The following is a 26455-nucleotide window of genomic DNA, read 5'->3' as shown; positions in this document are numbered from 1 at the left end:
GGAGCTTCGCACCGGTGAGGGGTGTGCTGACCGTCTGCCTCTGTGGCGCTCTCCTCGCGGCATGCACGTCGGGGGAGGAGAAGCCGCCGACGCCGGATTCCGCCCGAGAGGCGCTCGAAGAGCGTCTGCGCGCCACCGAGCAGCGCCTTCCGGAGGACGAGGTGCTGCCCGCCTTCCAGAAGCTCGCCGACGCCATGGCCACCGCCCGGGATGCCGGGGTGGACCAGGACGCCATCCTCGGCGAGGTGCTCGCTTCGCACGTCCGTCAGTGGAAGCGGCCCGGCGGCATGGCGGAGTCGCAGGCGAACGACCGGGCGCTGGGCGAGCGGGCTCGGGCCGGTCAGGTGGTGACCGTCCCCGCTCCCTCCGGGCGGAACGACAAGGCGCCCGGTGGAGCCGACGGTGCCGGGGCGCGGCCCCCGGGGCGGGCGGCCCAGCCGAGTCCGGGCGCATCGCGGGAGGTCACGGCGATCTTCGGCAATGGGGTTCTCAACACGGGGCAGGAGGCCCAGGACGCCGCCACCGCACTCGGTGGTGCCGTCGGTCAGCAGGTCGACCAGGCGTACAACGTCAGCGCGATGGACGCCGCCCTGCGCTTCGCGAACGGTCAGGCGATGGGCCGGGTGGTCAGGGATCAGCAGACGATTCCGGAGGTCAAGAGCTACGTCGACATGCTGGTCCGGAGACAGGGCGTCCCCGCGGGCGGGACCGCCGAGGCGATCGGCGCGGATGTCTTCCTCAGGAAACTGCCCGGACTGCTGTACCAGTACGGCGGAAACGAGGAGAAGGCGCAGGAGAACACGGCCTATCCCGCCCTGATGAAACAAGGGAGGGCGGCACTGCAGGCCGGGAAGCCGGTCATCCTCATCAGCCACAGCGAGGGCGGCTTCCCGGTCCGCCAGGCCAAGCAGGATCTGGACAAGGAAGTCGTGGCGGCGCGGGAGCGGGAAGGCATGCCTCCCGGGCCCTCCCCGGTCGGGGTGCTCTACATCGCACCACCTTTCGGGGACGAGACCCGATCCTCGCTGGAAGGTGACGACAGCAAGTACGTGCTGCTCCGCGGGGACGCCATCAACATCATCAGCCCACTGCTCAGGTCCACCGTGGACTCCACCGGAACACAGCCCTCGGCGGATTCACTGGACCCCCGGGACGCCATCACCCTCCACCTGCTCAACACCTACCTGCAGAACGGCACCGAGTCACGAGCGCAGATCATCAAGGCCTTCAACGAGCTCAAGGCCCATGTCTGCAAGCAGCCGGCCGTGACGGGCCTGAAGAGCCGGTCGGCCCGTCGGCCCGAGTGCCCGGACTCCCCGGCGTCGCGCGCGCCGTCCGAGAGCACCCCGGGCGGCCCGTCGGGGAAGCCCTCCGCATCCACTCCCGGAGACACGCCCGAGAGCACCCCGGGGCGTTCGCAGGAGGAGACCCGGACGCCGCCGACGGCCGAGGAGACCGGGACCCAACAGCCGCAGACTCCGGGCACACCCGAGGAGCCCACCGGCGGGACACCCGAGCAGCCCCAGCACCCCCAGACCCACACGTCGTAGCCGACCCGCCGGCTCCCGGAGCCCCGCGCCCGCCACTCCGGTGGACGCGGTCGTTCCGCTGCCGGGCAGGCGGGCACTGGGCCGCTGGGCCCCACGGTCGGGCAGCGCGGCCTCGGCTCAGTGACTGAGGCCGACCGACACCGGGATATCGGCTGGACAGTCCCCGGGAGGCGGCGCGAGGCTGGGGCGGCGCGCCGTGCCCCGCGGGCGTCCCGGCTCGAAGAGAGGCATCAGCTCATGCAGATCCGCCGCATCGGTGACGTCGAGGTCAGTGCGATCGGCCTGGGTGCGATGCCCATGTCGGTCGAGGGGCGGCCCGACGAGGAGCGGTCGCTCGCCACGGTGCACGCGGCGCTCGACGCCGGGGTGACCCTGATCGACACCGCGGACGCCTATCAGCTGGGCACCGACGCGGTGGGGCACAACGAGACGCTGATCGCCAGGGCGCTGGCCGGGCACGCGCGCGGGCGCGAGGTCATGGTCGCCACCAAGGGCGGCCACGTGCGCCACCCGGACGGCTCCTGGACCCTCGACGGCACCCCCGAGCACCTCCGGCGCGCCTGCGAGGGCTCACTGCGCCGGCTCGGGGTCGAGGCCATCGGGCTCTACCAGTTCCACCGCCCGGACCCGCGGGTGCCGTACGCCGAGTCGATCGGGGCGTTCCGCGATCTGCTCGACGCGGGGAAGGTGCGGATGGTCGGGATCTCCAATGCCGATCCGGAGCAGATCCGGCTGGCCGACGACATCCTGGGCGGTCGGCTCGCCGCCGTGCAGAACCAGTTCGCCCCGGACTTCCGCTCCAGCGAACCCGAGCTGGAGCTCTGCGCGGAGCGTGGCATCGCCTTTCTGCCCTGGCGTCCGCTGGGCGGAATCGCACGGGCGGGGGAGCCCGGATCCCCCTACGCGCCCTTCGCGCGGGTCGCCGAGGCTCGCGGCGTCAGTCCGTACCGGGTCTGCCTGGCCTGGATGCTCGCCAAGTCGCCCGTCGTCGTGCCGATTCCGGGTGCCAGTCGGCCGGCGACCGTGCGGGATTCCGCCGCGGCGGCCGGCCTCGTGCTGGACGACGCGGAGACGGCACTGCTGGATGCCGCGGGCGACACCGGCACCGACACCGACACCGGCACGGGCACGGGCACCGGCACCGGCACCGACTCAGGCTCCGGCTCCGGCGGGACGCGGTGAAGGGCCGGCTCCGTCACCGCGCCCGGGGGAGCCGGAAGCTCAGGGCGTCACCGTGTAGGTGTTGAGCCGGTCCACGGCCGACTGGGCGGAACCCCGGTCGTAATGGTCCACGGCCAGGAAGTTCGGTTTCTTCCGGGCGGCCGGGGCACAGAAGTTCTCCGCCCGGTTCAGCAGCCGGCTGTTGTCCAGCGACGCGGTGGCGGTGATGGGGACGTCCCGGAAGTGGTTCATCACGAACAGCGGCCGGAACGCGCCGTCCTCCCGGGTGAGCGGAACGTTGAGGTCACCGCCGTACCAGCGGCTGTAGCAGGCCCAGTTGGACGTGCCCACCCCCGGGCCCATCGACCAGTGGTTCTCGACGGTCCACTCCTGCTGGTAGAGCACCCCGAAGTCGCTGCGGGCCGGGCCTCCGGCGTCCTGCGCACGGGTCCGGTCGGTGAAGATCAGCAACTGCTTGCCGCGCCGGGCGAGATCCGCCATCCGCGGCCAGCCCTGCTGGTGCACGCCCTCCCGGTCCGGCCGGTAGAGCACGTCCGACAGGCCGTCGACCCGCTCCAGTTCGCCGCGCAGCACCTCCGCCGAGACGTAGTCTTCCAGGAACACCGTGGCGAACTGGCCCGGGTTGCGGCGCAGGAAGTTCACGATGCGCTGCAGATCGACCCAGAGGGCGACCGGGCGGGAGACCAGCGTGCAGCTGTTGTGGCACAGGATCGCGCCGTCCGGCGTCTGATGAACGTCCAGCATGAACCCCCGGACCCCGTCCGCGAGTTGTTGCTCGATGCCCCGCTTCTGGTTGGGGAAGGCGTTGACGATGGGCGGTGCGAACCCGCCGTCCACGCCGTTCGCGTAGGCGTTGTGCGCGGTGAGGAAGGTGACCTGGTCGAGGGTGCGCCGGTCGGCCGGCGGCATCGCGGCCGTGGGGAGCGGCGCCGGGGTGAGGAACCAGTGGGCGAGGTCCCCGCCGCCGCCGATCCGCGGCTGGTCCGGGAAGCTGCCGCCGCTGGGCCGCTCGCCGAGCGCGAGCCGGTTCCCGGTGCCGGGCACGGCGAGGGAGAACCGGCCGTTCCCGGCCGGTGCGATCTCCCAGCCGGCGTCCGCCCCGCCGCACGCGACGGTCACGGCCCGGTCGCCGCTCCGCCCGAGGCAGCGGGCCGGATCGTCCGCGCTGCGCAGCTCATGGCGTCCGCCGCTCACGGGGGCGACGTTCCACTGCTGGCGGTCCTCGTTGCCCTGCGGCCGGTGCAGGGCGATCGAGCCCCCGCTGTCGGAGGCGTTGAGGCCGTTGACCGCGCTCTGGACGTACACCCTCCCGGCCGGCGGGCCCGTCGGCCGGGCCGCCGCCCCCGGCGCCGTCATCAACGACGCGGCGGATACGGCCGCCACCGCCCCGCACACCGCTCGCAGTAAGCGCACACCGACTCCCTCGGGTAGCTCGACGGGAACATGACACTCGATCGAGGGCCGGAGCGCCAGAGACCGGCACCGAAAACCCGGGAACGGATGCCGGTGGCCGGGGACCGGAGACGGGCTCAGCCGATGCCGAACAGCCGGCCGGCGTTGCCGTGACACACCGCCCGTAGCCAGTCGTCGCCGAGGTCCAGCCGGGCGAGGGCGTCCAGGGCGTGGCCGTACGGGTAGGGGATGTTCGGGAAGTCGGTGCCGAGCAGGATGCGGTCCTGCAGCTCCCGCAGCCGCGGCAGCAGTCCGGCCGGGAACGGTGCCTTCTCCTCGCTGAAATCCGTGAAGGCCATCGTGGTGTCCAGACGCACGGACGGATGGCGGACGGCCAGGTCCAGGAAGTCCCCGTACTCGGGCATGCCCATGTGGGCGACCACGATCCGCAGCCGGGGGAAGCGGGCGAGCAGGGCGCCGACCGGGCCGGGCCCGGTGTGCGGGCCGGGGACGGGCCCCGAGCCGCAGTGCGTGACCACCGGGAGGCCCGCGTCCTGGAGCAGCCCCCAGACCCCGTCCAGCAGCGGGTCGTTGGGGTCGTACGCCCCGACCTGGAGATGGGACTTGAACACCCGGGCGCCCGCCTCGACCGCCTCGGTGGTGTAGCGGGCGGCGTCCGGCTCCGGGAAGAAGGTGGCCGTGTGCAGGCAGTCGGGGGTGCGGGCGGCGAAGCCGGCGGCCCAGCCGTTGAGCCACTCCGCCATGCCCGGCTTGTGCGGATAGATCATCGATGTGAACGCGCGGACGCCGAACGACCGCAGCCGGGCCAGTCGTTCGTCCTCGTCCCCGCGGTAGGTGATCGGCCAGGGGCGGCCGGTCAGCGGCCCGGCCGCGTCGAAGTAGGCCCAGACCTTGGCCAGGACCCGCTCCGGCATGAAGTGCGTGTGGACGTCGATCAGGCCGGGGAGCCCCAGCGCGCGGCGGAACGCCGTCACCCGCTCGGCCTCCGGGTCCGGCGCCCCGCCGTCCGCCGCGCCGCGGCCGGGAACGCCGCCGCTCCGCCGGCCGTCACGGGCCGCCGCGCGACCGCTGCCGTACTCCTGCGCTGACCCTCCGGGACGACACACGTCCAGCCCCCCTCGCGTCGGGCCGGTCCGGAAGCCCGGCCCCCTGGACCGGTCCGGAAGCCCGACCCTGGATCGGTCCGAAAGAGCCGACCCTAGAGGAGCCGTCGCGCCGGGCAGCCGCCCGGGTCCCGGTTCGAGAGGCTCGCGCACTGCGCCCGCCCGGGTCGCGCGGTCCGGCACCGCACTTCTCTCCGGCGCCTCGCGATGCACCACGCGACCTCATCGGACGCTCATCGTGCAAGGACCCCTCAGCGGTCGCGGCGCCGCAGCCTGTCCAGCAGCCGCGGCCCCTCCTCGTGCAGCAGCCGGCCGACGAGCGACCCGCCGAAGACGACGACCCCCACCCCGACCAGCCAGGACTGGATCACCAGCACCGTGCCGATCGGCCCGTAGCTGACCGCGTTGGACGCGATCAGCGGGGAGAAGACCAGCCGGGAGAACACCCGCAGCCCGAGCAGGCCGATCACGGTCGCCACCGCGCCCGGCAGCAGCGCGCCCCAGCCCACCCGGCCGCCGAGCAGCAGCCGCTGGGACCACCAGAAGAAGAGCACCGCGCTCGTGACGGCGACGAGGAACCGCCAGAACGTCTCCGCCACCCGGCCGGACGACTCGGGCTCCAGCGTGAAGTGGGCGGACAGGAAGAGATAGCCGATCAGCATGGCGACCCACACCAGGTGCCGCCACATGGTGTGCCAGCGGGCCGGAGGCAGTTCCCACACCCGCTCGTAACCGGTCTGCACCGCCGACCCGAAGGTCAGACCGAACACGGCGAGGGCCGCGAGGCCGAACGCCGTGGTGGACTCCAGAGCCTGACGCGGCTTCGTGAACAGCTGCTCGACCTCCTGCTGCGCGCCCTTCGACACCCCCAGGCCGTCGCCCAGCCACTCCGCGAACCCCCGCCCGTTCGCCGGATCCGCCGCGGCGACCACGATCAGCAGCGGCACCAGGGTGAGGAAGCCGAGAGCGGCGAACCCCATCGAACGCTGCATCAGTTCCAGCTCCCCGGCGTGCCGCCAGCCCCGCCCGGCGGGCGAGAGGTGGAACGCGCGGTACAGGCGTTCGGTGAACGACCCGTGACCCGCATCGCCGGGAGTCCTCTCGGGCATGGGTGTCGCTCACCCCCTCACGGTTCTCGGGGAGCCGGGGGCTGTCCGGACCCTCACGGTTCTCGGGGAGCCGGCGGCTGTCCGGAGTCCCCGAACGGCGGCCGGGGGAGGGGCCGTGGGGGCGTCACACCGGTACGGGCCCACGGCGTTCAGGACGTGGCCGTCTGCTGCTCCGCCTCGCCGAAGCGGGCGAGGGCGAGCGCGCTGCCGATCGAGAGCACGAAGCCGAGGGTGGCCACCGGTGCGTACCCGTGCCGGGTCGAGTCCCCGAGCCAGGCGACCCCGAACACCGCCGGACCCACGCTCTCCCCGATCACCATGGCCGCCGTGGCCGCGGTCACCGACCCCGACTGCAGGGCGTCGACGAGGTACAGGAAGCCGGTGATCCCGGAGATGATCACGGTGTACGTCGAGGGCTCGGTGAGCAGTTCGCCGACGCCGAACCCGGGCAGCATCCGCACTCCCAGGGCGACGAGCCCGAAGCTCAGCCCGGCGATCAGCCCGAGAACGGCGGCCCGGCTGTGCTGGAGGCGGCGCGACACCACCCAGCCCACCACCGCGAATCCGACCGACGCGCACAGGGTGGCCAGCCGGAGCGTCTCGTCGCCGTCGCCCTTGCCCTCCCGGCCCGCCGCGACGGCCAGCAGCGCCAGACCGCAGCACACGGTGACGACCGCGGTCCACTCCGTCCGGCGCAGCCTGATGTGCAGGACCCGCGACGCCACCACGGCGGTCACCGCGAGGGACGAGGCGAGCGCCGCTTCGACGACGAAGATCGGCAGCGTGCGCAGGGACACCAGCTCCGCGGCGAAACCCAGCATGTCGAGTCCGATGCCGGCGATGAACGGCAGCCGCCGCAGGGCCAGCAGCAGCGTACTCACGCCACTGCCCGAGGACTCGTCGGCCGCCATGCGCGCGCCCATGGCCTGCATCACCGTGGCGGTGCCCATGCAGACGGAGGCGCAGAGCGCGAACACCACTCCGACTCCCATGTGCCGACCGTAGAGCCATTGTCCCGGCGCACGGCGGAGGCGGGGCGGTCGGCCCCGGCGCGCCACCCCGGCTGCGCGCCCCACCCCCGCGGTCCGCCCGGCCACCTGCGAACGTCCGCGGCCCCCGACAGCCGGCCGGGTCCCGGGGAACGCACCGCCGAACGGGGGTGCGCTCCTGGGGTGATGGTGCTACAGTCCATGACTGTTAGAGCTTATAACGAAAGCGATTAGCCGTAACTCCGCGGTCACGGTCGCCGCGGACCGCAGGCGATCGCGGGACGGGCCGTCATGCCCGCCCCGCACGCGGTCCGCCGGACGCGCCCGCCCGCCCCGACGAAGGAGACCCCATGTCCGCTGCCCGTGAAGAACTGCACGTCGTCCTCGGTTCGGGGCCGGCCGGAACCGCCCTGGCCGGGGAGCTCGTCCGCCGGGGCCACCCGGTCCGTCTGGTCGACCGCCGGGCCGAAGGCCCCGACCTGCCGGGTGTCGAGCGGCGCGCCGCCGATGTCCGGGACCCCGGGCAGGCCCGGGCCGCCGTCGCGGGCGCCGCCGTCGTCCATCACTGCGTCAACGTCGCCTATCACCTGCAGACCGAACTGCTGCCCGGCATCCAGCAGGCGATCCTGGCCGCGGCCGAGGCCGAGGGCGCCAAGCTCGTGGTGCTCGACACCCTCTACCCGTACGGCAACACCGGGGGAGCGGTCATGACCGAGGACACCCCGTGGCGGGCCACCACCCGCAAGGGCCGGATGCGGGCCCGGCTGGACGAGAACTACCTCGCCGCGCACCGGGAGGGCCGGGCCCGTGTGGTGCTCGGCCGGGCGGCGGACTTCGTCGGCCCCGGGGTCCTCAACTCCACGCTCGGCGGCGCGGTGTTCCCCGGCGCACTCACCGGCGGGGACGTCCTGGCCCTCGGCGACATCGACCTGCCGCACAGCCACACCTACATCGGTGACGTCGCGAGAGGCCTGGCCACCCTGGGCGAACGCGACGACGCCGACGGCCGGGTCTGGCACCTGCCCACCGCCCCCGCCCGCACCACCCGGGAGATCCACGCCCTCATCGAACAGCGGACCGGGCGCCCGCTGCAGACCGTGGTGCTGCCCGAGGCGCGGCCGTTCGGGCCGTTCGACGAGGTGTTCATGAACGAGTACGCCGAGCTCTTCTACCAGCACACCGAGCCGCAGATCATGGACTCCTCCGCCTTCGAGACCGCCTTCGGCGCGCGCCCGGTGCCGCTGGAGGACGCCCTGGACACCACTCTCGCCTGGTACCGCAGCCTGCTCGCCGAGGCCTGACGGCGGATCGGGGTCTGACGGCCGGTCGGGGCCCGACAGGCGGTCGGGAGCCTGACAGGCGGTCGCGGCGTCCGGGCCCGACCCGCGCGGCATCCGCGTCCGGCCACGGCCCGGCTGCCACCATGGTCCGGTCCGGACACCCCACGGCCGGGGCCGGGTGGGCGGCCGGCGTCCGCCCACCGCGCGAGGTCACCGGCCGCACGAGAGGAGAGCACCATGGCGGTCACCCGACCGGTCGCCGAGCTGGACGCCCGGTACAGCATCCCCGGCGCGGCCCCGACCCCGTGGGCGGAGGCCCTGGAGGGCCTGGAGAGCGCAGAGCTGTTCTGGCTGTCGACGGTACGCCCGGACGGACGCCCCCATGTCACCCCGCTGCTGGCCGTCTGGCTCGACGACGCGCTGTACTTCTGCACCGGCACCGAGGAGCGCAAGGCGCGGAACCTCGCCCGGAACACCCGTTGTGCGCTCACCACCGGGCGCAACGCCCTGAACGAAGGCGTCGACCTGGTGGTCGAGGGCGAGGCCGTACAGCTGGGCGACGACACCCGGCTGCGGCGTGTCGCCGACGCCTACGAGGCGAAGTACGGCAGCGAGTGGCACTTCGACGTCCGGGACGGGGCGTTCGTCGGCCAGGGCGGCCGGGCCCTGGTCTACGAGGTCGCGCCCGCGACGGTGTTCGCCTTCCGCAAGGGCGAGTACAGCCAGACCCGGTGGCGCTTCGGAACGGGCTGACGCACCGGGACGGAGCCCGATCGGGCCCGTGCCCGCCGGGTCGCGGGGGTCCGCGCGGTCCCGGCGGCGGCCGGCCGTCACCGGTGTGCGATGCGGGCCGTAGGGCATCGCACGGGATGCCGGGATGCCGGGATGCCGGGTCGCGGGACGGGAGCGCCGCCCCGCGACCGCATCCGCCGCTACATGTTGATCATGTGTCCCGCCAGCCCGTGCACGGCCTCCTTCACCGCCTCGCCGAGAGTCGGGTGCCCGTGCACATTGCGGGCCACCTCATGGACGGTCAGGTCCCACTGCTGGGCCAGCGTCAGCTCCGGGAGGAGCTCCGTCACCTCGGGCCCGATGAGATGGGCGCCGAGGAGCTCCCCGTACCGGGCGTCGCTGAGGATCTTCACAAAGCCCGCGGTGTCGCCGAGACCGTGCGACTTGCCGTTCGCGGTGAAGGGGAACTTCGCCACCCGGACGTCGAACCCCTGCTCACGCGCCTGCGCCTCCGTCCAGCCGAAGCTGGCGATCTGCGGCTGGCAGTAGGTGGCGCGCGGAATCATCACGTAGTCGAGCTCCATGGTCTCGGCGCCCGCGATGGTCTCCGCCGCGACGATGCCCATGGCCTCCGCCGCGTGCGCGAGCATCAGCTTCGCCGTGACATCGCCGATGGCGAAGATGTGCGGCACATTCGTGCGGCAGCGGGCGTCGACGTCGATCGCACCCCGCTCGGTCAGCCGGACCCCGGTGTTCTTCAGCCCGTAGCCGCCGACCCGCGGCTGGAAGCCGATGGCCTGCAGCACCTTGTCGGCCTCCAGTGTCTGCCGCTGGCCGCCGGTGGTCACCATGACCCGGACCCGGTCCCCGGAGTCGTCGATCGCCTCCACCCGGGTGGAGGTCAGCACATTGACGCCCAGCTTGCGGAAGCGCTTCGAGAGCTCGGCCGAGACCTCCTCGTCCTCCAGCGGGACGATCCGGTCCAGGAACTCCACCAGCGTGACCTCGACCCCGTAGCTGCGCATCACATAGGCGAACTCGACACCGATGGCGCCCGCGCCCGCGATCACGATGCTGCCGGGGAGCTCGGAGCTGAGGATCTGCTCCTCGTAGGTGACGACCCGTTCGCTCAGCGAGGTGCCGGGCAGCAGCTTCGTCGTGGCGCCGGCCGCGATGACGCAGTGGCCGAAGGTGACGGACTCGGTGCCGCCGTCGGAGAGCGCGACCTGGAGGGTGTGGTCGTCCGTGAAGCTGCCCACGCCCTCGTACTTGGTGATCCCGTTCTTCTTCATCAGGTAGTGCACGCCCTTGACGCGCCCGTCGGCCACCTTGCGGCTGCGGGTGTACGCCGCCTCGTAGTCGAAGGTGACCGTGCCGTCGACGCGGATGCCGAACGCCTTCGCCTCCTGGGTGAACAGGTGCGCCAGTTCGGCGTTGCGCAGCAGGGCCTTGGACGGGATGCAGCCCACGTTCAGGCAGACGCCGCCCCAGTACCGCTCCTCCACGATCGCCGTGCTCAGGCCGAGTTGGGCGGCCCTGATCGCTGCCACGTATCCGCCGGGACCGGCGCCCAGAACCACCACGTCAAAGTGTGCGCTCATGACCGGCAGCCTATGCCGCGCCGGACATTTCGCGCCGGATCAGCGCGCAATCGGCACATGCGAGCCACGTCACGTCCGGTGTGCCGCCGGATCGGGTGATCGCGGCGTGGCTGTCGGTGGCTCCTCGTACGGTGGTCCCCGGGTGAGGGCGTGGATGAGGACGCGGGGGCCGGCGCCCGGACGAAAGGGACAGAGGATGGAGCCGCTACGCAACGTGCCGACGGACATGTTCCGGTTCGCGCCCGGCAGTCGGGCCGGACTGGACGCAGCGGTCCTCCAGGTGCTCGCCACCGCCGGGGAGCACCGGGGGACCGCGCTCGGGACGGACGTCATCCGGCAGGCGGCGGGCGGTGGGGACGGTCCCGGCGCGATGCCGGAGCCGGACCTGGCGGCCGCCCTCGACCGGCTCCGCGCGTGGGGGCTGCTGGAGCCTTGCGGGGACGGTGCGGAGCACGGGCGTGGCGCTGTCCGGTACGCCCCGACCTCGCACGGGGAGGCAGCCATCGCCGGAGTCCGGCATGTCCTGGGCATGCCGGCCGCCGCCGGCGCCCCGGATCTCACGATGCTCGACGCCGTCGCAGCCCGGCTGGACGAGCTGGGGCGGCTGCTGGACGGGCCCGCCACGGCCGACGGACGGATCTTCGCCGCCCTCACCGAGCTGGAGGCGCAGCTGGCGGCGCTGGACGCCAACACCGCGGCGTCCGACGGCGGACCGCGGCGCCCGGTCCGGGCCGCCGGGGCGGGGCCGGACGACGTCCACGCGTCAAGGACCGCGACGGTGCCCCACGTACAGGAGTTCCCGACCGGTCCGGAGCAACGGCTGCCCGCCCTGGCGTCGGCCGTCGCCCGCATCGAGGAACGCGGCGTGGCCGTGCTGCACGCACGGGCCCTGCGCGGTGCGCAACCGCCACCGCACGGGGGCGAGGACGCCGAAGCCGCCTGGCTGGAGCGGCGCCGCGAGCAATGGGAGCTGCTGCGGGCCTGGTTCCGGCCGATCGACGGCACACCGGCCCGTATCCAGCGGCTGCATGACGCCGCCCGGCAGGCGGTCCTTACCCTGCTGCATATGCTCGACCGCATCACGGATCCACGCCGCCCCTCCGCCACCACCGACCAGGACTTCCGCGAACTGGCCCGGTGGTTCGCCGCCGCGCCGGGCGAGGAGGAACTGCACCGGCTCTGGGCGGCGGCCTTCGGCCTCACCTCCGCCCGCCACGCCCACCTCTGTCACCCCGACCCCGAGCTCATCTCCCCGGCCGAGAGCTGGGCCTCCGCCCAGCCCGTCGAAGTGTCGTCGCTGCTGCGCAGCAGCGGCCGGACCGAGCGGTTCACCCGGACCGCCCGGGTGCGCGACGTCGCCGGCATCAAGGCGGCCCGCGCCGAACGCGCCCGGCACGAGCGGGCCGAACTCGAAGCGGCCTGGGACCTGCTGCGCACCGACGGACCGGTCCGCCTCTCCGACTTCGGCGGGCTGGAGCACGGGGTGTTCGACCGGCTGCTCGACCTGCTCGGCCGCGCGCTCTCCACCCCTCCCGACAGCACCGGAGCCCGCCGCGGCAGCACCGGCGACGGACGCGTCGAGGTGGTGCTGCGGGACGCGGCCGACGGCCGGACCGCGGTGCTGCGCACCCCGCACGGCAGCCTGGAGGGCCCCGACTACCTCGTCGAGGTCCGCCCGTCGGGCGGCGCCCCGGTGCCGTCCCCGCGCACCGCCGGCGCCCCGGAGGCAGCGGAATGAGCAACCTCAGCAACCAACTCGTCGTCGCCGAGCGGGAGGACGTCGCGCGGGGCATCAAGGCCCTGCTGCGCACCCCCCTGGTCACCGGCCGGACCGACCCGGACGCCTTCGACGTGATCCGGCGCCGCCGGGAACCCCTCACCAAGTGGTTCGACTACCACTGCGGCTGGGCCCTCTCGGTGGAACCCCGGCGCGGCTACGCGCGCCTGCTGAAGGTGCGGCCCGACGCCGACGCGACCCGCCCCGCCCGGCGGCAGCGGGCGGGCCGGGCACCGTTCGACCGCCGTCGCTACGTCCTGCTGTGCCTGCTCGCCGCCGAGCTGCTGCCCGTACCGGTGATCACCATCGGCCTGCTCACCGAGCGGGTGGCGGCGGCGAGCTCCGCCGACCCGGCCCTCCCCGGCTTCGACCCCGCGCACCGGGCCGAGCGCCTGGCCTGTGTGGACGCCCTGGGCCTGCTGGAGTTCACCGGGGCACTGGACGTCGTGGACGGGGCCACCGAGAGCTTCGTGGACGACCCCGGGGCGCAGGTGCTCTACCGGGTGGACGCGACCCTGCTGGACCGGCTCCTCGCCGCCCCCAACAGCCCCTCCCGGGGCGCCGTCCCCGCCGACGAGGTGCCCCGCCGGTTCGACGAGCTGCTGGGCGGACTGGCAGGGGAGGGCCGCGGCTCCGCGGCGGAGCCCGGCAGCGGCCCGGCCGCCGGCGAGGGGCCCCGGCGCACCGTGCGGCTGCGGCACGCCGTCCTCCGCCGGCTCTTCGACGATCCGGTGCTCTACCGCGACGAACTGACCGCGGACGAGAACGCATTCCTCGCCTCACCGGCCGGCCGGCTCACCGTGCACCGGGCCGTGGAACAGGCCGGGTTCGTCCTGGAGGAGCGGGCCGAGGGCCTGCTGCTGATCGACCCGGACGCCGTCGCCACCGACAGCACCTTCCCCGACGACTCCGGCACCGCCAACGTCGCCGCGCTGCTCCTGCTCGACCCCGTCGTGGCCTCCCCGCACGGCCGCAGCCGCGAGGAGCTCTACGGCGACACCGAGGAACTGCTGCGCCGCTTCCCGCGCTGGGCGAAGACCTTCTCGACGCCCGGTGGCGTCAACCGGCTCGTTGACGACGCCGTCCGCGTCCTGACCGACTTTGCACTGGTCCGCCGCACGGAGGACCATCGGGTGACGGCCCGTCCGGCCGCCGCCCGGTACCGGGGCACGGACCCCGCCTCCACCACGACCCACACCCCGGAAGGGGACCTTCGGTGAGCATCACGGAACTCCCCCGACCGGCGGCCGAACCCGCGGACGGAACGGCCCCCGGGACCCCGGCCGGGTCCCGGTGGCAGCCGTCGCGCGCCGGCATCGTCAACGTCTGGCGCTACTACGACGAGACGTTCACCTTCCACGACGGGCGGCTGCTGCTGCGCGGGCCGAACGGCTCCGGCAAGTCCAAGGCCCTCGAGGTACTGCTGCCCCACCTGTTCGACGCGAGCCTGCGCCCGCACCGGCTGTCGACCTTCGGCGGCTCCGAACGCACCATGCACTGGAACCTCATGGGTTCCGGAACCACCGGCAAGACCCGAGTCGGCTACGTGTGGCTGGAGTTCACCCGGGGGCGGGGCGAGGAGCGGTCCTGGTTCTGCTGCGGAGCGCGGCTGCAGGCCAGCGCGCACACCAGCGCGGTGCACGCCGACTACTTCACGACCACCCAGCGGATCTCCGTCGACGGCGGCCTGCCCCTGGTCAACGCGGCGGGGCAGCCGCTCACCCGGGCCGCACTGGCCGAGGCCCTTGCCGGACACGGCGAGGTCCACGAGAGCCCGGAGGGCTACCGTGACGCCGTCCGCGGCACCCTCTTCCCCCGCCTGAGCGAGCAGCGGTACGAGGCGCTCATCACCGCCCTGCTGCAACTGCGCACCCCCAAGCTCTCCGAACGCCTCGACCCCTCCCTGCTGTCGTCCCTGCTGTCCAAGGCCCTGCCGCCGCTCGGCACCGCCGAGGTCGCCGAACTGGCCGACGGATTCGAGCAGCTCGACCAGGAGCGCGAACAACTGCGCCGGCTCGACGAGGAAGTCGCCGCGGCCGACACCCTGGCCGCCCGGCAGCGCGACTACGCCCGGCGGGTGCTCCGTGGCGCGGCGTCCGGGCTGCTCTCCGCCGACACCGAGCTGGAGAACCTCGCGCTGGTGGCCCGGCGGAGCGAGGAGAGCCACGAACGGGCGCGCGCCGAGCGGGACGCGGCGGAGCAGCGCAGAAAGGAGCTGACCGAGGCCGTCGAGCAGCTCGAAGCGGGCATCGACGGGCTGACGGACAGCGCCGAGTACCGCCGGGGCGGCGAGGCCGACCAGCTCCGCCGGCAGACGGAGGAGGCCCGTGCCGACGCCGTGTGGCAGCGGCGGGAGGCCGACGCCGGCCTCGGGGAGAGCGGGGGCGACGAGCGGCTCGCCGAGGAGGCACAGCGGAGCGCCGCGGCCCGGGCCGCGGAGGTCGCGGCCGCACTGGACGCCGTGCGGGAGGCCGCGCGGAGCGCCGGTCTGGAGCCGCTGTGCCCCGCGCTCGAAGCGGCCCTGGAGGCGCCCGGCTCGCCGGCCGCGCCGGGAGCCGGGACACCGGACGGCGCGCCCGCGGAGCCCGGCGAAGGCGCCGGGCCCACCCCGGAGGGAGCCGCGGCGCTGCCCGGGTCCGCCCTGGAGGGAGCCGCGGCGCTGCCCGGGTCCGCCCTGGAGGGAGCCGCGGCGCTGCCCGGGTCCGCCCCGGAGGGCGCCGCTCCCGACGGCGCCCCCGAGTCCGCGTCCGCCGAGGGGCGCGCCCGGACCGCCCGCCGGCTGCTGCGGGACGCGGTGCGGGAGCGGTCCGCGCGGATCGCGGCCGTACGGCGCGCCGCCGACCGGCTGGACCGGGCCGTCGCCGAACGCGGCGCGGCCGAAGCGGAGTTGGAGGGTGCCCGGGAGCGGCTGGCCGAGGCGCACGGGGAGCGCGAGGAGTGCGACCGGGTCTACGACCGGGCGCTGGGCGAACAGGCCCAGCAGGTGCGGGAGTGGGCCGAGGGCTGTGCCGAGCTGCGCTTCGCCGACCTCGACGACCTGGTGGCCCACGCCGCGACCGAGAGCGCGGTGTCGGCCGGGACGGAGGAGGCCACCCGCACCGTGGAGGCGGAGCTGACCGCGAGCGAGACGGCGGCCCGGGCGGCCCTCCGGGACGCCCGGCAGGAGCGGGGCCGGCTGACCGCCGGTGTCGAACTCCTGGGCCGCCAGACGGATCTGCCGCCCACCGCACCGGCCACCCGGACCGCCGTCCGGTCCACCATGGACGGCGCACCGCTGTGGCGGCTGGTCGCCTTCCACGACGAGGTGCCCGACGGGGTCCGGGCGGGCGTCGAGGCGGCGCTCCAGGCCTGTGGCCTCCTCGACGCCTGGGTGGGCACCCACGGAGAGGTCACGGCCCCCGGCCACGACGTCCTGGCCCACCCGGAGTCCGTCACCCCCGTCGACGGGCCGTCCCTGCTCGATGTGCTCCGGCCCGAGCCCGGCACCGCCGTCCCCACGGAGCGGGTCCGGCAGTTGCTCGCCGCCATCGCCCACGGCCCGGCGCTCCCCGCCGGACACCCGGTGGCGGTCGGCGCGGACGGCAGCTGGCGGCTGGCCGGGATGACCGGCACCTGGAGCAAGGAGGAGGCCGCCCACATCGGCGCCCCCGCCCGCGAGCGGACCCGCAGGCGGCGGATAGCGGAACTCCTCGAACGGCTCGACACGGTGACCGCGCTCATCGGTGAACTCGACGAGGAACTGCACCAGCTCCAGCAGCGCCGGGAACGCCTCGCGGCGGACCGCAGGGCGCGCCCGAACCCCCGCCGGCTCCGGGCCGCGAAGCGCCGCTGGGACCGCGCGGAATCCCTGCTCTCCTCCCGGGACGACGCGGTCCGCGCCGCCGTCACCCGGCTGGAGGCCCGCGAACAGGAGGTCGCCGGGGCCCTGCGCGCGCTCGGCTCGGCCGCCGAACCGCACGGTCTGCCCGCCGAGCACGGGGCCCTGGACACCCTGGAGTCCGCCGTCGCGGCGCTGCAGGAGTCGGGCGACCGCTGGCTGGACGCCCAGCTCCGGCTCCGGGACGGACTCCGGGCCGCCGCGGACGCCCGCGACCGGGCCGGCCGGTCCCGGGCACGCGCCGAGGAACACCTCGCCCGGGCCGAGGCCGCCGAGTCCCGGGCCCGTTCCCTGGCCGCCACCCTGGAGGCTGCGGAGGGTGCCGCCGGTGAGAGCCACGGCCGGGTCGCCGCGCGGATCGGCGAGTCGCGCGAAGCCCTGGCAGTGGCCCGGCGCGAGACGGAGGAGCTCTCCGCCCACCTGGTGAACCTGGCGGAGCGCATTGGCGCCCTGGGGGTCACCACGGCCGAGGACATCGGCCGCCGCGACGCCGCCGTCGCCGTACGCGACGGTGCGGCCGAGCACTTCCGGCAGCTGTGCCTCCGCGGCTTCGCGGAGGACGCCGACATCCCGCTGGCCTGCGCGGCCGACGACGGCATCCCCGCCCTCCTCGCGGCCGCCCGGGACACCGCGGAGGCCTGGCCGTCCCTGGCCCACGGGCCGGAGGAGACCACCGAGGAGCTGGGCCGGCTGACCGAGGCGCTGCACACCTGCCGGCCCTCCCTCGGGGCCCGCGCGGAGCTCGGTCTGGAGACCCACGGCGCCACCGCGGTGCTCACCGCCGCGCTGGACGGGACGCCGATCGGCGCGGCCCGGCTCCACGCCGCGCTCATCGCCGAGCGGGAACAGCGCCGGGAGCACATCGGCACGGCCGAGCGGACACTGTTCGAGACGGCCCTCGAGGGCGACGTCCGGCGCCATCTGGCGGCCCGGATACGGCAGGCCAATGAGCTGGTCGACACGATGAACGCCCATCTGGGCCGGGTGCGCACCGCCTCGGACGTGGCCGTCCGGCTGGTGTGGCAGGTCCACCCCGACCTGCCGCCGGACATCCGGACCGCCCGCGACCTGCTGCTGGCGGACCCGGCCACGATCGGCGAGACCGGCCGCGCCACCCTGCACGCGTTCCTGCGCAGCCGCATCGAGGAGGCCAAGGCCCGCAACACCGCCGCCACCTGGGAGGAGCAGCTCTCCGAAGTCCTGAACTACCCCGCCTGGCACCAGTTCGTCGTGGAACTCGACCGCTCGAACGGCTCGGGCAGGCAGTTGCTGACCAAGAAGCTGCACGGCGCGCTGTCCGGCGGGGAGAAGGCGATCGCGCTGCATCTGCCGCTGTTCGCCGCGGTGGCCGCGCACTACCAGGCCGTGCCGGAGGCGCCCCGGCTGATCCTGCTGGACGAGGTCTTCGCGGGCGTCGACACCGCCAACCGCGGCCAGGTGTTCGGCCTCCTCGGGGCCCTCGACCTCGACCTGGTGCTCACCTCGGACCACGAGTGGTGCACCTACCGCGAGCTGGACGGCATCGCCGTCCACCAGCTGATCACCGGGGACGGCGACGACGCGGTGACCAGCGCCCGGTTCGTCTGGAGCGGCGGCGACCTGCGGCCCGAGGACCCGGCCGACGAATGAGGCCCCGGCCGTGCGGCCCCGCCCCGCCGGTGAGCCGCACGGCACCGGCGCCCCGGAACGGCAAAGGGCGCTCCCCCGAGAGGGGGAGCGCCCAGGGCGTGTCCTGCCGGATCACTCCTCGCTCTTGCTGATCTCCCAGAAGCGCGGCACCGTCGAGGCGTCGAGGCTCCACTCGATGCCGTAGATCCCCTTCTGGGCCACCGCGTACTGCTTGCCCTGCCACAGCGGCAGCACCGGCAGGTCGTCCGCGACGATGGACTGTATCTCCGCGAACTTGTCCGCGGTGACCGGCCGGTTGGCCTCCAGTACGGTGTCCGGGATCAGGTCGTCGGTGATCCGCTTGGACTCGTAGTTGTTGGCGAGAACGCTCTTCTTGCTGAAGAACGGCGTGATGAAGATGTCCGGGTCCGGGTAGTCGGGCAGCCAGCCCCGCACGTAGACGCCGTACTTCCCGGCGCGCACGCCCTTGTCGTACTCGTCGAGCGGGACGCTCTTCACCTCGGCGTCGAAGAGGCCGCTCGCGTTGAGCTGCTGCGCGATCTCCTTGAAGGCCGGCACGGTGGCGGGCCCGAAGCGGACCGGCGTCGCCCACAGGGTCAGCTTGACCTTGCCGTTGATCCCCGCCCCGCGGAGCGCGGCCGCCGCCTTGTCGCGCTGCGGCCGGTCGCCGTACTTGTCGAAGAACGGCGTCTTGTGGCCGGTGATGCCGGCCGGGATCACCGAGTACAGCGGCTCGGCGGTGCGCTGGTACACGTCACGGACCAGGGCGGTGCGGTCGACCAGGTGCGCGATGGCCTTGCGGACGCCGAGCTTCCCGACGACCGGGTCCTTCATGTTGAAGACCATGTGCATCACTTCGGCGCTGGCGCCGTCGACGACCCTGACGTTCCCCCGGTTCTGGGTGGTCTTGGCCTCGAGCTCGTAGATGTCCTTCGCCGCGAGTCCGCGGTAGGCGAGGTCCACGGTGCCGCGCTGCACGGCGTGCTTGAGCGCCGCCTGGTCGCCGTGGAAGGACTTCAGCGTCATGCCGGAGTTCTTGGGCTCGGCCGAGCCCTTGTACTCCGGGTTGACCGAGAAATCGGCCTTCTTCCGGTTGAACGAGTCCAGCTTGTACACACCGGAACCGAAGATCTTGTTGTCCGTGCGCAGCCGGTCCGCGGGGTATTCCCGGTGGTCCACGATGGCCCCGGCGTTCGATGCGATCTTCATGGGGAACGTCGCGTCGGAGCCCCGGAGGCGGAAGACCACGGTCCTGTCGTCCGGCGTCTCGATGTTCTTGATCGACGACAGCAGGTACGCCGGACCCTTGTCGTCGTTGATCCGCAGGGTGCGCTCGAAGGAGTACGCCACGTCCTCGGCGGTCATGCTGTTGCCGTTGCTGAACTTCAGGCCGTCCTTCAGCACGCAGCGGTACACCCGGCTGGCGCTGTCCGTGAAGCCGCAGCTCTTGGCGGCCTCGGGCTCGGGCGTGGTGCTGCCCCGCGGGAAGCTGATGAGCGACTGGAAGACGTTGTTGAACACCAACCAGGAGCCCACGTTGTAGCCGGAGGCCGGGTCGAGGGACTGCACCTCGTCGGTCGTCCCCATGATCACCGGTTCGCCCGTGCCCGCCGCGTCCCCCTCGTCCGAACCGCAGCCCGAGAGCAGACCGGCGACGACACCCACTCCGAGCGAGCCGGCCAGCCACTGGTGACGTTTTCTCAACCGCACGTTCCTCACACTTTTCTCTGTCGGCCCACCAGGCGCCGCGGGGAGCCGGCCGCACCTGCCCCGGCCGGGCTCCCACAGCTGTCGCACCGGGGAGGAGTTGATCGCTCGCTCTTCGCCGCTGACGGCCGCCGCACGCGACGGCCACTGCGTGCCCTTCCGCGGCGGGGACCCGGGGGCGCGCCGTCGCCGGCCGAACCCACGGTTGCCGGGGCCGCCGGCAGCGCCGTGGCCGGCAGCCCCCGGTGGGTCGGGGAGACCAGCACACTACGGATCCTGCCGCTCCGGAAGAGAGGCGGGACAGGTGTCCTTGGTGAAGAACGGATCGATGAAGTTATCGGTGTGTCCGGGGTAACCAGCCATACCGTAGTCCGCATCCTGACACCTCGGGTAAGCGGGGCGGAACAGTTCACGGCCACCGACCTCACGGTTATGACCCGGGTGCGCACAATGTCCGCAAACTGCAGTTGCGGTGGAGTGGCGACGGGGTTCTCCGTCACGGGAAGATCATCGCCGCGGCGCCGTCCGGGCGGCCGTGTCCCTGGAGGAAGGCAGAACTGTCCCCATGCCCTCAACGAGGACCCAGGTCGCTGTCGTCGGCGCCGGACCGGCGGGCCTGACCTTGGCAAACGTCCTGCGACGGACGGGAGTCGACTGTGTCGTGATCGAGGCCGCGAGCCGTTCCTTCATCGAGCGGCGCCCCCGCGCGGGCTTTATCGAGGAATGGGCGGTGCGCGCCCTGGAGCGGCACGGTCTGGCCGGCCGGCTGCTGCGGACTGCGGAGCGCCACGGAGCGTGTGAATTCCGTTACGACGGCGCCCGGCATGCCTTCGCCTATGCGGAACTCACCGGTCGGCACCATTTCGTGTATCCGCAGCAGGAGTTGGTCACCGATCTGGTGGGGCATTTCGCCGACGGCGGCGGTGATGCCCGCTTCGACGTGCGGGACGTCGAATTGCACGCCCTGCTCTCCGGGCAGCCCTCGGTCACCTACACCGGTGCCGACGGGGAACGGCACCGGATCTCCTGCGACTACATCGCCGGGTGCGACGGGGCCCGCGGGGTGTCCCGGAGCCATCTGCCCGCCGACAGCACCGTCTTCGCCCAGCACGACTACGGCGTCGGCTGGCTCGCCGTGCTCGCCGAGGCGCCGCCGTCCGCGGACGGCGTGGTGTTCGGCATCCACCCCCGGGGCTTCGCCGCGCACATGGCCCGCAGCCCGCAGGTCACCCGCTTCTACCTGGAGTGCCCGCCGGGGGACGACGAGGCCGCCTGGCCGGACGAGCGGGTCTGGGAGGAGCTGCAGGCCCGGCTCGCCGTCCCCGGCGGGGAGCTCACCGAGGGCCCCCTGATCGAGAAGCGGGTCCTCGACATGCACAACTACGTGGTGGCCCCGATGTCCCACGGCCGGCTGCACCTCGCCGGGGACGCCGCACACCTCGTCGCCCCCATCGGCGCCAAGGGCATGAACCTCGCGCTGCACGACGCACTGCTGCTCGCCGAGGCCTTCACCGCCCACTACGGAACGGGTGACGACACCGGGCTGGCCGGGTACTCGGCCGCCGGTCTGCGGCGGGTCTGGCAGTACCAGGAGTTCTCGCAGTGGTTCTCCGAACTGCTGCACGGGCCCACCGCCGGGTCCCGCGCCGCCGACCCGTTCCGGGCGGGCGTCGCCGGGGCGCGGCTGCGGCGCCTGCTGGACTCCCCGGCGGCGGCCGCCGCGTTCGCCGAGCTCTACATCGGGCGGTATCCGGACTCCTGAGCCCTGGTGCCGGAATCCTGTGCCGCGGTGCCGGAATCCCGGGTGCCGGATGCCGGATGCCGGATGCGGGTGCTGGGTGCCGGGTGCCGGGTGCGGATGCCGGGTGCCGGGCCGCCCCGGTACGGCCCCGCGCCCGAGGTCCCGCACCCGGCTCCAGGTCCGGTTCGGCCGACGGCCCCCGGGCCGTACGCCCGGCCGCCGTGCATCCCCGGCCCGCCCGTTCCGGCACCCCGCCCGCTTCCGGTGCGCCGCCCGTTCCGGCACCCCGCCGCCGGTCACCGTCCGACCCCCGTTCGGGTGGTGACCGGCGGCGCGCGTCCGGGCCGGCCCGGACACGGCCTCCTCAGACCCGGGGCTCCCAGCGGAAATAGCGCCGGAGGGCCAGCACCCCGGCTCCGGTCCAGGTCAGGGCGGTCAGCGCCTGCCGTGCGATTCCCGCCCCGGTGGCCTCGCCGGACCAGCCCGCACGGATCAGATCGGCCACCGGAGTCAGCGGCAGGAAGCGGCAGATCTCCTCCAGCGCGCCGGGCAGTGCGTCCAGCGGCAGGAACAGCCCGGAGCCCGCCAGCAGCACGATCATGCCCGGCAGGACGACGACCTGCGCGCTCTCGGCCGTCCGCGCCAGCGTGGAGGTGAGGGCGGCCAGCGCCGCCATCATCACCACGCCCAGCAGCACGCCCAGAACGGCGAGGTGGGGCGCCTCGGGGGCCGGCACGTCGGCGACGACCGAGATGCCGACGGCCAGGGCCACGCACTGCGCGAGCGCCATCAGGACCATGGGCAGGGCGGAGCCGGCGAGGATCACCAGGTCCGACACCTCACCGGTCCGCATCCGCTTGAGGAACAGCTCCTCCCGGCGGGCCGCGTAGACGCCCGGCAGCGCGCTGTACAGCGCCATGACCAGGACGATCCCGAACGACATCGCCATCAGCGACGGCCCCATGGCGTCCGCCGCGGCCGACTGCCCGAACGTCTTGAGCGTGGGCTGGAACGCCAGCGTGAGCATGCCCGGCATGAACACCACGGTGAACAGATTCGTCCGGTTGCGGAACAGCAGCGTCAGTTCCGCGCGCCCCAGGGCGGCCAGATGTGCGGTGCTGGAGCTCATGACGCGGTGGCCTCCGTGCCGTAGGTGCCCTGGGCGATGTGCAGGAACGCCTCTTCGAGCGAGGCGGACCGGGCGTTCAGCCCGGCCAGGTCGATGCCCTTGTCCCGGGCCCAGAGCAGGGTCTCGGTCGTGGTGTGCTGCAGATCCCGGGTGGACAGCCGGACGGCGCGGTCCGCCGCGCCGCTCACCGTGGCGCCGAGGGCGGACGAGTCCGGCAGGTCCCCGACGCCGACGCCCGGCGGCAGCCGGAAGGAGAGCGTCGAGGGATGCTCGGCGACGATCTCGGGCACCGTGCCGGAGGCGGCGATGGTGCCCGCGTGCATGATGGCCAGCCGGTCGGCGAGCCGCTCCGCCTCCTCCAGGTAGTGCGTGGTGAGGACGACCGTGGTGCCCCGGTCGCGCAGGTTCTGCAGGATGTCCCAGGTCTCGCGGCGGCCCTCGGGGTCCATGCCCGTCGTCGGCTCGTCGAGGAACAGCACCTCGGGGTCGCCGAGGGTCGCGAGCGCCAGATCCAGGCGCCGCTTCTCCCCGCCGGAGAGGTTCTTGACGCGCACCCCCGCACGGTGGGTCAGCCCGACCGTCTCCAGGGCTTCGCCGGCCGGCCGGGGGCGGGAGGTGCACCCGGCCCACATCCGGACGGTCTCGGCGACGGTCAGATCGGCGGCGAAGCCGCCGTGCTGGAGCATCACACCGGTGCGGGGCCGGGTCAGCGCACGGTCCCGGTGGGGGTCGTGTCCCAGCAGCCGCACGCTGCCCCCGGTGGGGGCGGCCAGGCCTTCGAGCAGTTCGACGGTGGAGGTCTTGCCCGCACCGTTGGTGCCGAGCAGGGCGAAGAGTTCACCCTCGGCGACGGAGAAGGAGATGCCCCGGACGGCCTCGAAGCCCTTGCCGCCCGCGGGCCCGTACCGCCTCCGCAGGCCGCTGACCTCGATGGCGTGAACATGGGATGTCATACCGGAATCCTGACCGGACGCCGGTACGGATCATGATGAGCTGTGTCATCGATCCCGATGACATTTGTCATGACCTCCCGGACCGGCCCGCTTCGGACCGGCCCGCTTCGGACCGGCCCGCCACGGCCCGGACCACTTCGGCACGGACGGCCTCGGACCGGACGGCCTCAGACCAGACGGCGGACCTGGACCACCGGGGACGGTGCCTGGTGTCCGCCGCTGGCGATCATGCGCACCTCGTCGCGATCGCTGATCTCCGCCTGCACGATGCCGGTGTCGTCCGTGTAGACCGGGTGTCCGCCCGGGCCCTTTCGCTCGGTGCGGTGGACCACCACCGCATCCTCCGCGGCCGGGGTTGCGGAGCCCGGATGGACGAACACCAGCTCGTACTCATCTCGCTGCCCCATGACACCCTCCACTGTTGCGACCTCCCATGCACTGCATGGCTGTGTACCCAAAACAGTACATTTCATATCTTTTTTATGTCGGCCGGGTGTGAGGCCGACGCCGAGCGCACGGTGCCGGCCGTCTCCCTCTCCGGAGCCGGAGCCGGAGCCGGAGCCGCAGCCGGAACCGTCCGCGTCCGGCCCCGAACCCAGGGCGCTCACCCGCCCACGCCGCGGAACAGCAGCACCACATCCGCGGCGGCGACCGCGATCGTCGCCAGGAACGGCGCCCGCGGCCGCACGCGCCCCAGCAGCGCCCCGCCCCCGGCCACCAGTGCCGCGAGGGCGACCGTGAGTGCTCCGTACCGGCCGGGCCCGCCGGGCATCGCCTGCACCAGCAGTGCCGAGGCGGCCACCACCGGCACCGGTGCCAGCAGCCGGATCCCGGCCGGACCGAGGCGCTGGGGCCAGCCCCGCACCCCCGCCCTCAGGTCGTCCTCGACGTCCGGCAGCACATTCGCCAGGTGGGCGCCGACGCCGAGCAGCGCCGCCGCCACGACCGGCTGCCAGCGCGGCCCGGGGTGTCCCGGCAGCCCCAGGGTGACGAAGGCGGGCAGACAGCCGAAGCCGACGGCGTACGGCAGCCACGACCAGGCGCCGGCCTTCAGTCGCAGGTTGTAGGCCCAGGCCGCGCCGACCCCGGTGAGGTGTGCGGCCGTGGCCCAGAGCCCCGACGCCAGGGACAGCGGTACGCACAGCACGAGCGCGGTGACGGCCGCGGACCGCACCGTGCCCGACGAGACCGCGCCGGAGACCACCGGCTTGTGCCGCCGTCCCGCGGCGGCGTCCCGGCGGGCGTCCACCGCGTCGTTGCACCAGCCGACCGACAGCTGGCCCGCCAGCACCGCTCCGGCCACCAGGGCGCACCCGGCGCCGCTCCGGCCCGCACGCACCGACAGGGCCGTGGCCAGCAGCGTCACCGCCGCGGTGGGCAGCGGGTGGCAGGCCCGGACCAGTCCGCCCACCGCGCCGCTGGGGGCCGGGACGGCCGCTACGCCTGACGGGTCGTCGGAAGCCACCCTCGGATCGTACGGCCGCCCGCCGTTCCCGTCGTCACCGATCGTGGTGGTTCCTCCTGACATGCCATGGATTGCCCCGGATGGGTGTGCCCAAGCATGGCCGGGGCTCTTCGGGGGCACCTCGATGAGGTCCCGACGACCGCCGCCCGACCGGGGAGCCGGATGAGCCGTATCGCCGCCGTACACGGAGTTCTGGCACCGCACCGTCATGAGCAGCGCGACATCACCGATCTGATGGCCCGTATCTGTCTGCCCGACGGCGAGCGGGGAGTCCTCGACCGACTGCACACCAACGCGGGCGTCCGCACCCGGCACACCGTGCTGCCCCTCGACCGGTACGCCGCACTCGACGGCTTCGGCATGGTCAACGACGCGTTCATCGCCGCCGCGACGGAGCTCGGTGCCGAAGCGGTCGACGCCGCTCTGCACGCCGCCCGCATCTCGCCCCGCGAGGTGGACCTGCTGCTGTTCACCTCGGTGACCGGCATCGCCGCGCCCTCCGTGGACGCCCGGCTGGTGGGGCGGCTGGGGCTGCGCCCCGATGTGAAGCGGCTGCCGCTCTTCGGCCTCGGCTGTGTCGCCGGGGCCGCCGGGATCGGCCGGCTGCACGACTACCTCCGCGGCTGGCCCGGTCACGTGGCCGTCCTGCTGTCCGTGGAACTGTGCTCGCTGACCTTCCAGCGGCACGACGCCTCCCCGGCCGGGCTGGTGGCCGCCGGGCTGTTCGGCGACGGCGCCGCGGCCCTCGTCGCCTGCGGAACCGACCGGCGCCCCAAGGGTCCGTGCCCCACCGTGGTGGCCACCCGCGGCCATCTGTACCCGGACACCGAGTCGGTGATGGGGTGGGATGTCACGGACACCGGATTCCGGGTGGTCCTCGACTCGACCGTCCCCGACGTCGTGCGCAAGCACCTCGCCGCCGACGTGGACGCCTTCCTCGGCGACCACGGCCTCACCCGGCGGGACGTCAGCGCATGGGTGTGCCACCCGGGCGGCCCCCGGGTGCTGGAGGCCATGGCCGAGACCCTCGAACTGCCCGACGGCGCCCTCGATATCACCTGGCGCTCCCTCGCCGCGGTGGGCAACCTCTCCTCCTCCTCGGTCCTGCACGTGCTGCGGGACACCCTGGCCGAGCGGCCGCCCCCGCCCGGCACCCCGGGGCTGCTGCTCGCGCTGGGCCCCGGCTTCTGCTCCGAACTCGTCCTGCTGCGCTGGTGA

Annotated in this window: 19 protein-coding genes; 9 read left to right on the top strand and 10 right to left on the bottom strand. The window is 73.7% G+C overall.

Going from position 1 to position 26455, the window contains the following annotated elements; translation table 11 throughout:
• Positions 1-14 precede the first annotated feature (14 nt).
• Together ABT112_RS27200 and ABT112_RS27195 are read left to right on the top strand one after the other, a co-directional pair.
• Positions 15-1550: a superantigen-like protein SSL4 gene (locus ABT112_RS27200; RefSeq protein WP_351513920.1), complete on the top strand. Its 1536-nt coding sequence runs from the start codon at positions 15-17 to the stop codon at positions 1548-1550.
• 237 nt (positions 1551-1787) lie between these two features.
• Positions 1788-2732: an aldo/keto reductase gene (locus tag ABT112_RS27195; RefSeq protein WP_351513918.1), complete on the top strand. Its 945-nt coding sequence runs from the start codon at positions 1788-1790 to the stop codon at positions 2730-2732.
• A 39-nt stretch (positions 2733-2771) separates the two neighbouring features.
• Here the strand turns inward: ABT112_RS27195 and ABT112_RS27190 are convergent, their stop codons facing one another.
• The 4 genes from ABT112_RS27190 to ABT112_RS27175 form a co-directional block, all read right to left on the bottom strand.
• Entirely contained in the window at positions 2772-4088 is a 1317-nt protein-coding gene (locus ABT112_RS27190; protein WP_502975462.1) for a phosphoinositide-specific phospholipase C-related protein, read from the bottom strand.
• A gap of 173 nt (positions 4089-4261) precedes the next feature.
• Entirely contained in the window at positions 4262-5119 is an 858-nt protein-coding gene (locus ABT112_RS27185) for an amidohydrolase family protein (protein ID WP_351513940.1), read from the bottom strand.
• A gap of 380 nt (positions 5120-5499) precedes the next feature.
• Positions 5500-6357 (bottom strand): YhjD/YihY/BrkB family envelope integrity protein, encoded by an 858-nt coding sequence (locus ABT112_RS27180; protein WP_351513915.1) that lies wholly within the window; start codon positions 6355-6357, stop codon positions 5500-5502.
• A gap of 149 nt (positions 6358-6506) precedes the next feature.
• Positions 6507-7349 carry a DMT family transporter gene (locus tag ABT112_RS27175; protein WP_351513913.1) on the bottom strand — a complete coding sequence of 281 codons (843 nt, stop codon included), beginning with the start codon at positions 7347-7349 and terminating at the stop codon, positions 6507-6509.
• 347 nt (positions 7350-7696) lie between these two features.
• Between ABT112_RS27175 and ABT112_RS27170 the strand changes: the two genes are divergently transcribed.
• Positions 7697-8647, top strand: a complete 951-nt coding sequence (locus tag ABT112_RS27170; protein ID WP_351513911.1) for an NAD-dependent epimerase/dehydratase family protein — start codon at positions 7697-7699, stop codon at positions 8645-8647.
• A 216-nt stretch (positions 8648-8863) separates the two neighbouring features.
• A complete protein-coding gene (locus tag ABT112_RS27165; protein WP_351513909.1) occupies positions 8864-9379 on the top strand; it encodes a pyridoxamine 5'-phosphate oxidase family protein in 516 nt (171 codons plus the stop codon).
• Between the two features lie 179 nt (positions 9380-9558).
• On the opposite strand, the gene lpdA is transcribed toward ABT112_RS27165, so the two are convergent.
• Positions 9559-10959 carry a dihydrolipoyl dehydrogenase gene (gene lpdA, locus ABT112_RS27160; protein WP_351513907.1) on the bottom strand — a complete coding sequence of 467 codons (1401 nt, stop codon included), beginning with the start codon at positions 10957-10959 and terminating at the stop codon, positions 9559-9561.
• Positions 10960-11173: 214 nt separating this feature from the next.
• Between lpdA and ABT112_RS27155 the strand changes: the two genes are divergently transcribed.
• Genes ABT112_RS27155 through ABT112_RS27145 form a run of 3 tightly spaced genes read left to right on the top strand, consistent with a single transcriptional unit; the run spans position 11174 to position 18242 of the window.
• Complete coding sequence (locus ABT112_RS27155; RefSeq protein WP_351513905.1) at positions 11174-12697, top strand: TIGR02677 family protein; 1524 nt, start codon at positions 11174-11176, stop codon at positions 12695-12697.
• The gene (locus ABT112_RS27150) at positions 12694-13956 is read left to right on the top strand and encodes a TIGR02678 family protein (protein ID WP_351513904.1); all 1263 of its coding nucleotides are present in this window, start codon (positions 12694-12696) and stop codon (positions 13954-13956) included. The genes ABT112_RS27155 and ABT112_RS27150 overlap by 4 nt, the downstream gene beginning before the upstream one ends.
• Positions 13953-18242, top strand: a complete 4290-nt coding sequence (locus tag ABT112_RS27145; protein ID WP_351513902.1) for a TIGR02680 family protein — start codon at positions 13953-13955, stop codon at positions 18240-18242. Before ABT112_RS27150 ends, ABT112_RS27145 begins: the two co-directional genes overlap by 4 nt.
• A gap of 111 nt (positions 18243-18353) precedes the next feature.
• Here the strand turns inward: ABT112_RS27145 and ABT112_RS27140 are convergent, their stop codons facing one another.
• Positions 18354-19946 carry an ABC transporter substrate-binding protein gene (locus ABT112_RS27140; protein WP_351513900.1) on the bottom strand — a complete coding sequence of 531 codons (1593 nt, stop codon included), beginning with the start codon at positions 19944-19946 and terminating at the stop codon, positions 18354-18356.
• A gap of 568 nt (positions 19947-20514) precedes the next feature.
• Here ABT112_RS27140 and ABT112_RS27135 point away from each other — a divergent pair.
• Positions 20515-21711, top strand: coding sequence for a 4-hydroxybenzoate 3-monooxygenase (locus ABT112_RS27135; RefSeq protein ID WP_351513898.1), 1197 nt, complete (start codon positions 20515-20517; stop codon positions 21709-21711).
• Between the two features lie 343 nt (positions 21712-22054).
• On the opposite strand, the gene ABT112_RS27130 is transcribed toward ABT112_RS27135, so the two are convergent.
• The 4 genes from ABT112_RS27130 to ABT112_RS27115 form a co-directional block, all read right to left on the bottom strand.
• Positions 22055-22819, bottom strand: coding sequence for an ABC transporter permease (locus tag ABT112_RS27130; RefSeq protein WP_351513896.1), 765 nt, complete (start codon positions 22817-22819; stop codon positions 22055-22057).
• Positions 22816-23772 carry an ABC transporter ATP-binding protein gene (locus ABT112_RS27125; RefSeq protein WP_351513894.1) on the bottom strand — a complete coding sequence of 319 codons (957 nt, stop codon included), beginning with the start codon at positions 23770-23772 and terminating at the stop codon, positions 22816-22818. Before ABT112_RS27125 ends, ABT112_RS27130 begins: the two co-directional genes overlap by 4 nt.
• A gap of 167 nt (positions 23773-23939) precedes the next feature.
• Positions 23940-24179: a DUF6296 family protein gene (locus ABT112_RS27120; RefSeq protein ID WP_351513892.1), complete on the bottom strand. Its 240-nt coding sequence runs from the start codon at positions 24177-24179 to the stop codon at positions 23940-23942.
• A 197-nt stretch (positions 24180-24376) separates the two neighbouring features.
• Positions 24377-25237, bottom strand: a complete 861-nt coding sequence (locus tag ABT112_RS27115) for a UbiA family prenyltransferase (RefSeq protein ID WP_351513890.1) — start codon at positions 25235-25237, stop codon at positions 24377-24379.
• A 162-nt stretch (positions 25238-25399) separates the two neighbouring features.
• Here ABT112_RS27115 and ABT112_RS27110 point away from each other — a divergent pair, with 162 nt between their 5' ends.
• Positions 25400-26455: a type III polyketide synthase gene (locus ABT112_RS27110; protein WP_351513889.1), complete on the top strand. Its 1056-nt coding sequence runs from the start codon at positions 25400-25402 to the stop codon at positions 26453-26455.

The organism is Streptomyces sp. NPDC002055 (assembly GCF_040296705.1).
Classification (GTDB): Bacteria; Actinomycetota; Actinomycetes; order Streptomycetales; family Streptomycetaceae; genus Streptomyces.
The sequence above is the reverse complement of the archived record's forward strand: the minus strand, read 5'-3'. Positions and strand labels throughout refer to the sequence as shown.

Excerpts from the sequence above, each read along its gene's own strand:
- ABT112_RS27195 (WP_351513918.1), top strand. The coding sequence starts at position 1,788 with ATGCAGATCCGCCGCATCGGTGACGTCGAGGTCAGTGCGATCGGCCTG.
- ABT112_RS27190 (WP_502975462.1), bottom strand. The coding sequence starts at position 4,088 with ATGACGGCGCCGGGGGCGGCGGCCCGGCCGACGGGCCCGCCGGCCGGG.
- ABT112_RS27180 (WP_351513915.1), bottom strand. The coding sequence starts at position 6,357 with ATGCCCGAGAGGACTCCCGGCGATGCGGGTCACGGGTCGTTCACCGAA.
- ABT112_RS27175 (WP_351513913.1), bottom strand. The coding sequence starts at position 7,349 with ATGGGAGTCGGAGTGGTGTTCGCGCTCTGCGCCTCCGTCTGCATGGGC.
- ABT112_RS27170 (WP_351513911.1), top strand. The coding sequence starts at position 7,697 with ATGTCCGCTGCCCGTGAAGAACTGCACGTCGTCCTCGGTTCGGGGCCG.
- ABT112_RS27165 (WP_351513909.1), top strand. The coding sequence starts at position 8,864 with ATGGCGGTCACCCGACCGGTCGCCGAGCTGGACGCCCGGTACAGCATC.
- lpdA (WP_351513907.1), bottom strand. The coding sequence starts at position 10,959 with ATGAGCGCACACTTTGACGTGGTGGTTCTGGGCGCCGGTCCCGGCGGA.
- ABT112_RS27150 (WP_351513904.1), top strand. The coding sequence starts at position 12,694 with ATGAGCAACCTCAGCAACCAACTCGTCGTCGCCGAGCGGGAGGACGTC.
- ABT112_RS27135 (WP_351513898.1), top strand. The coding sequence starts at position 20,515 with ATGCCCTCAACGAGGACCCAGGTCGCTGTCGTCGGCGCCGGACCGGCG.
- ABT112_RS27130 (WP_351513896.1), bottom strand. The coding sequence starts at position 22,819 with ATGAGCTCCAGCACCGCACATCTGGCCGCCCTGGGGCGCGCGGAACTG.
- ABT112_RS27125 (WP_351513894.1), bottom strand. The coding sequence starts at position 23,772 with ATGACATCCCATGTTCACGCCATCGAGGTCAGCGGCCTGCGGAGGCGG.
- ABT112_RS27120 (WP_351513892.1), bottom strand. The coding sequence starts at position 24,179 with ATGGGGCAGCGAGATGAGTACGAGCTGGTGTTCGTCCATCCGGGCTCC.
- ABT112_RS27110 (WP_351513889.1), top strand. The coding sequence starts at position 25,400 with ATGAGCCGTATCGCCGCCGTACACGGAGTTCTGGCACCGCACCGTCAT.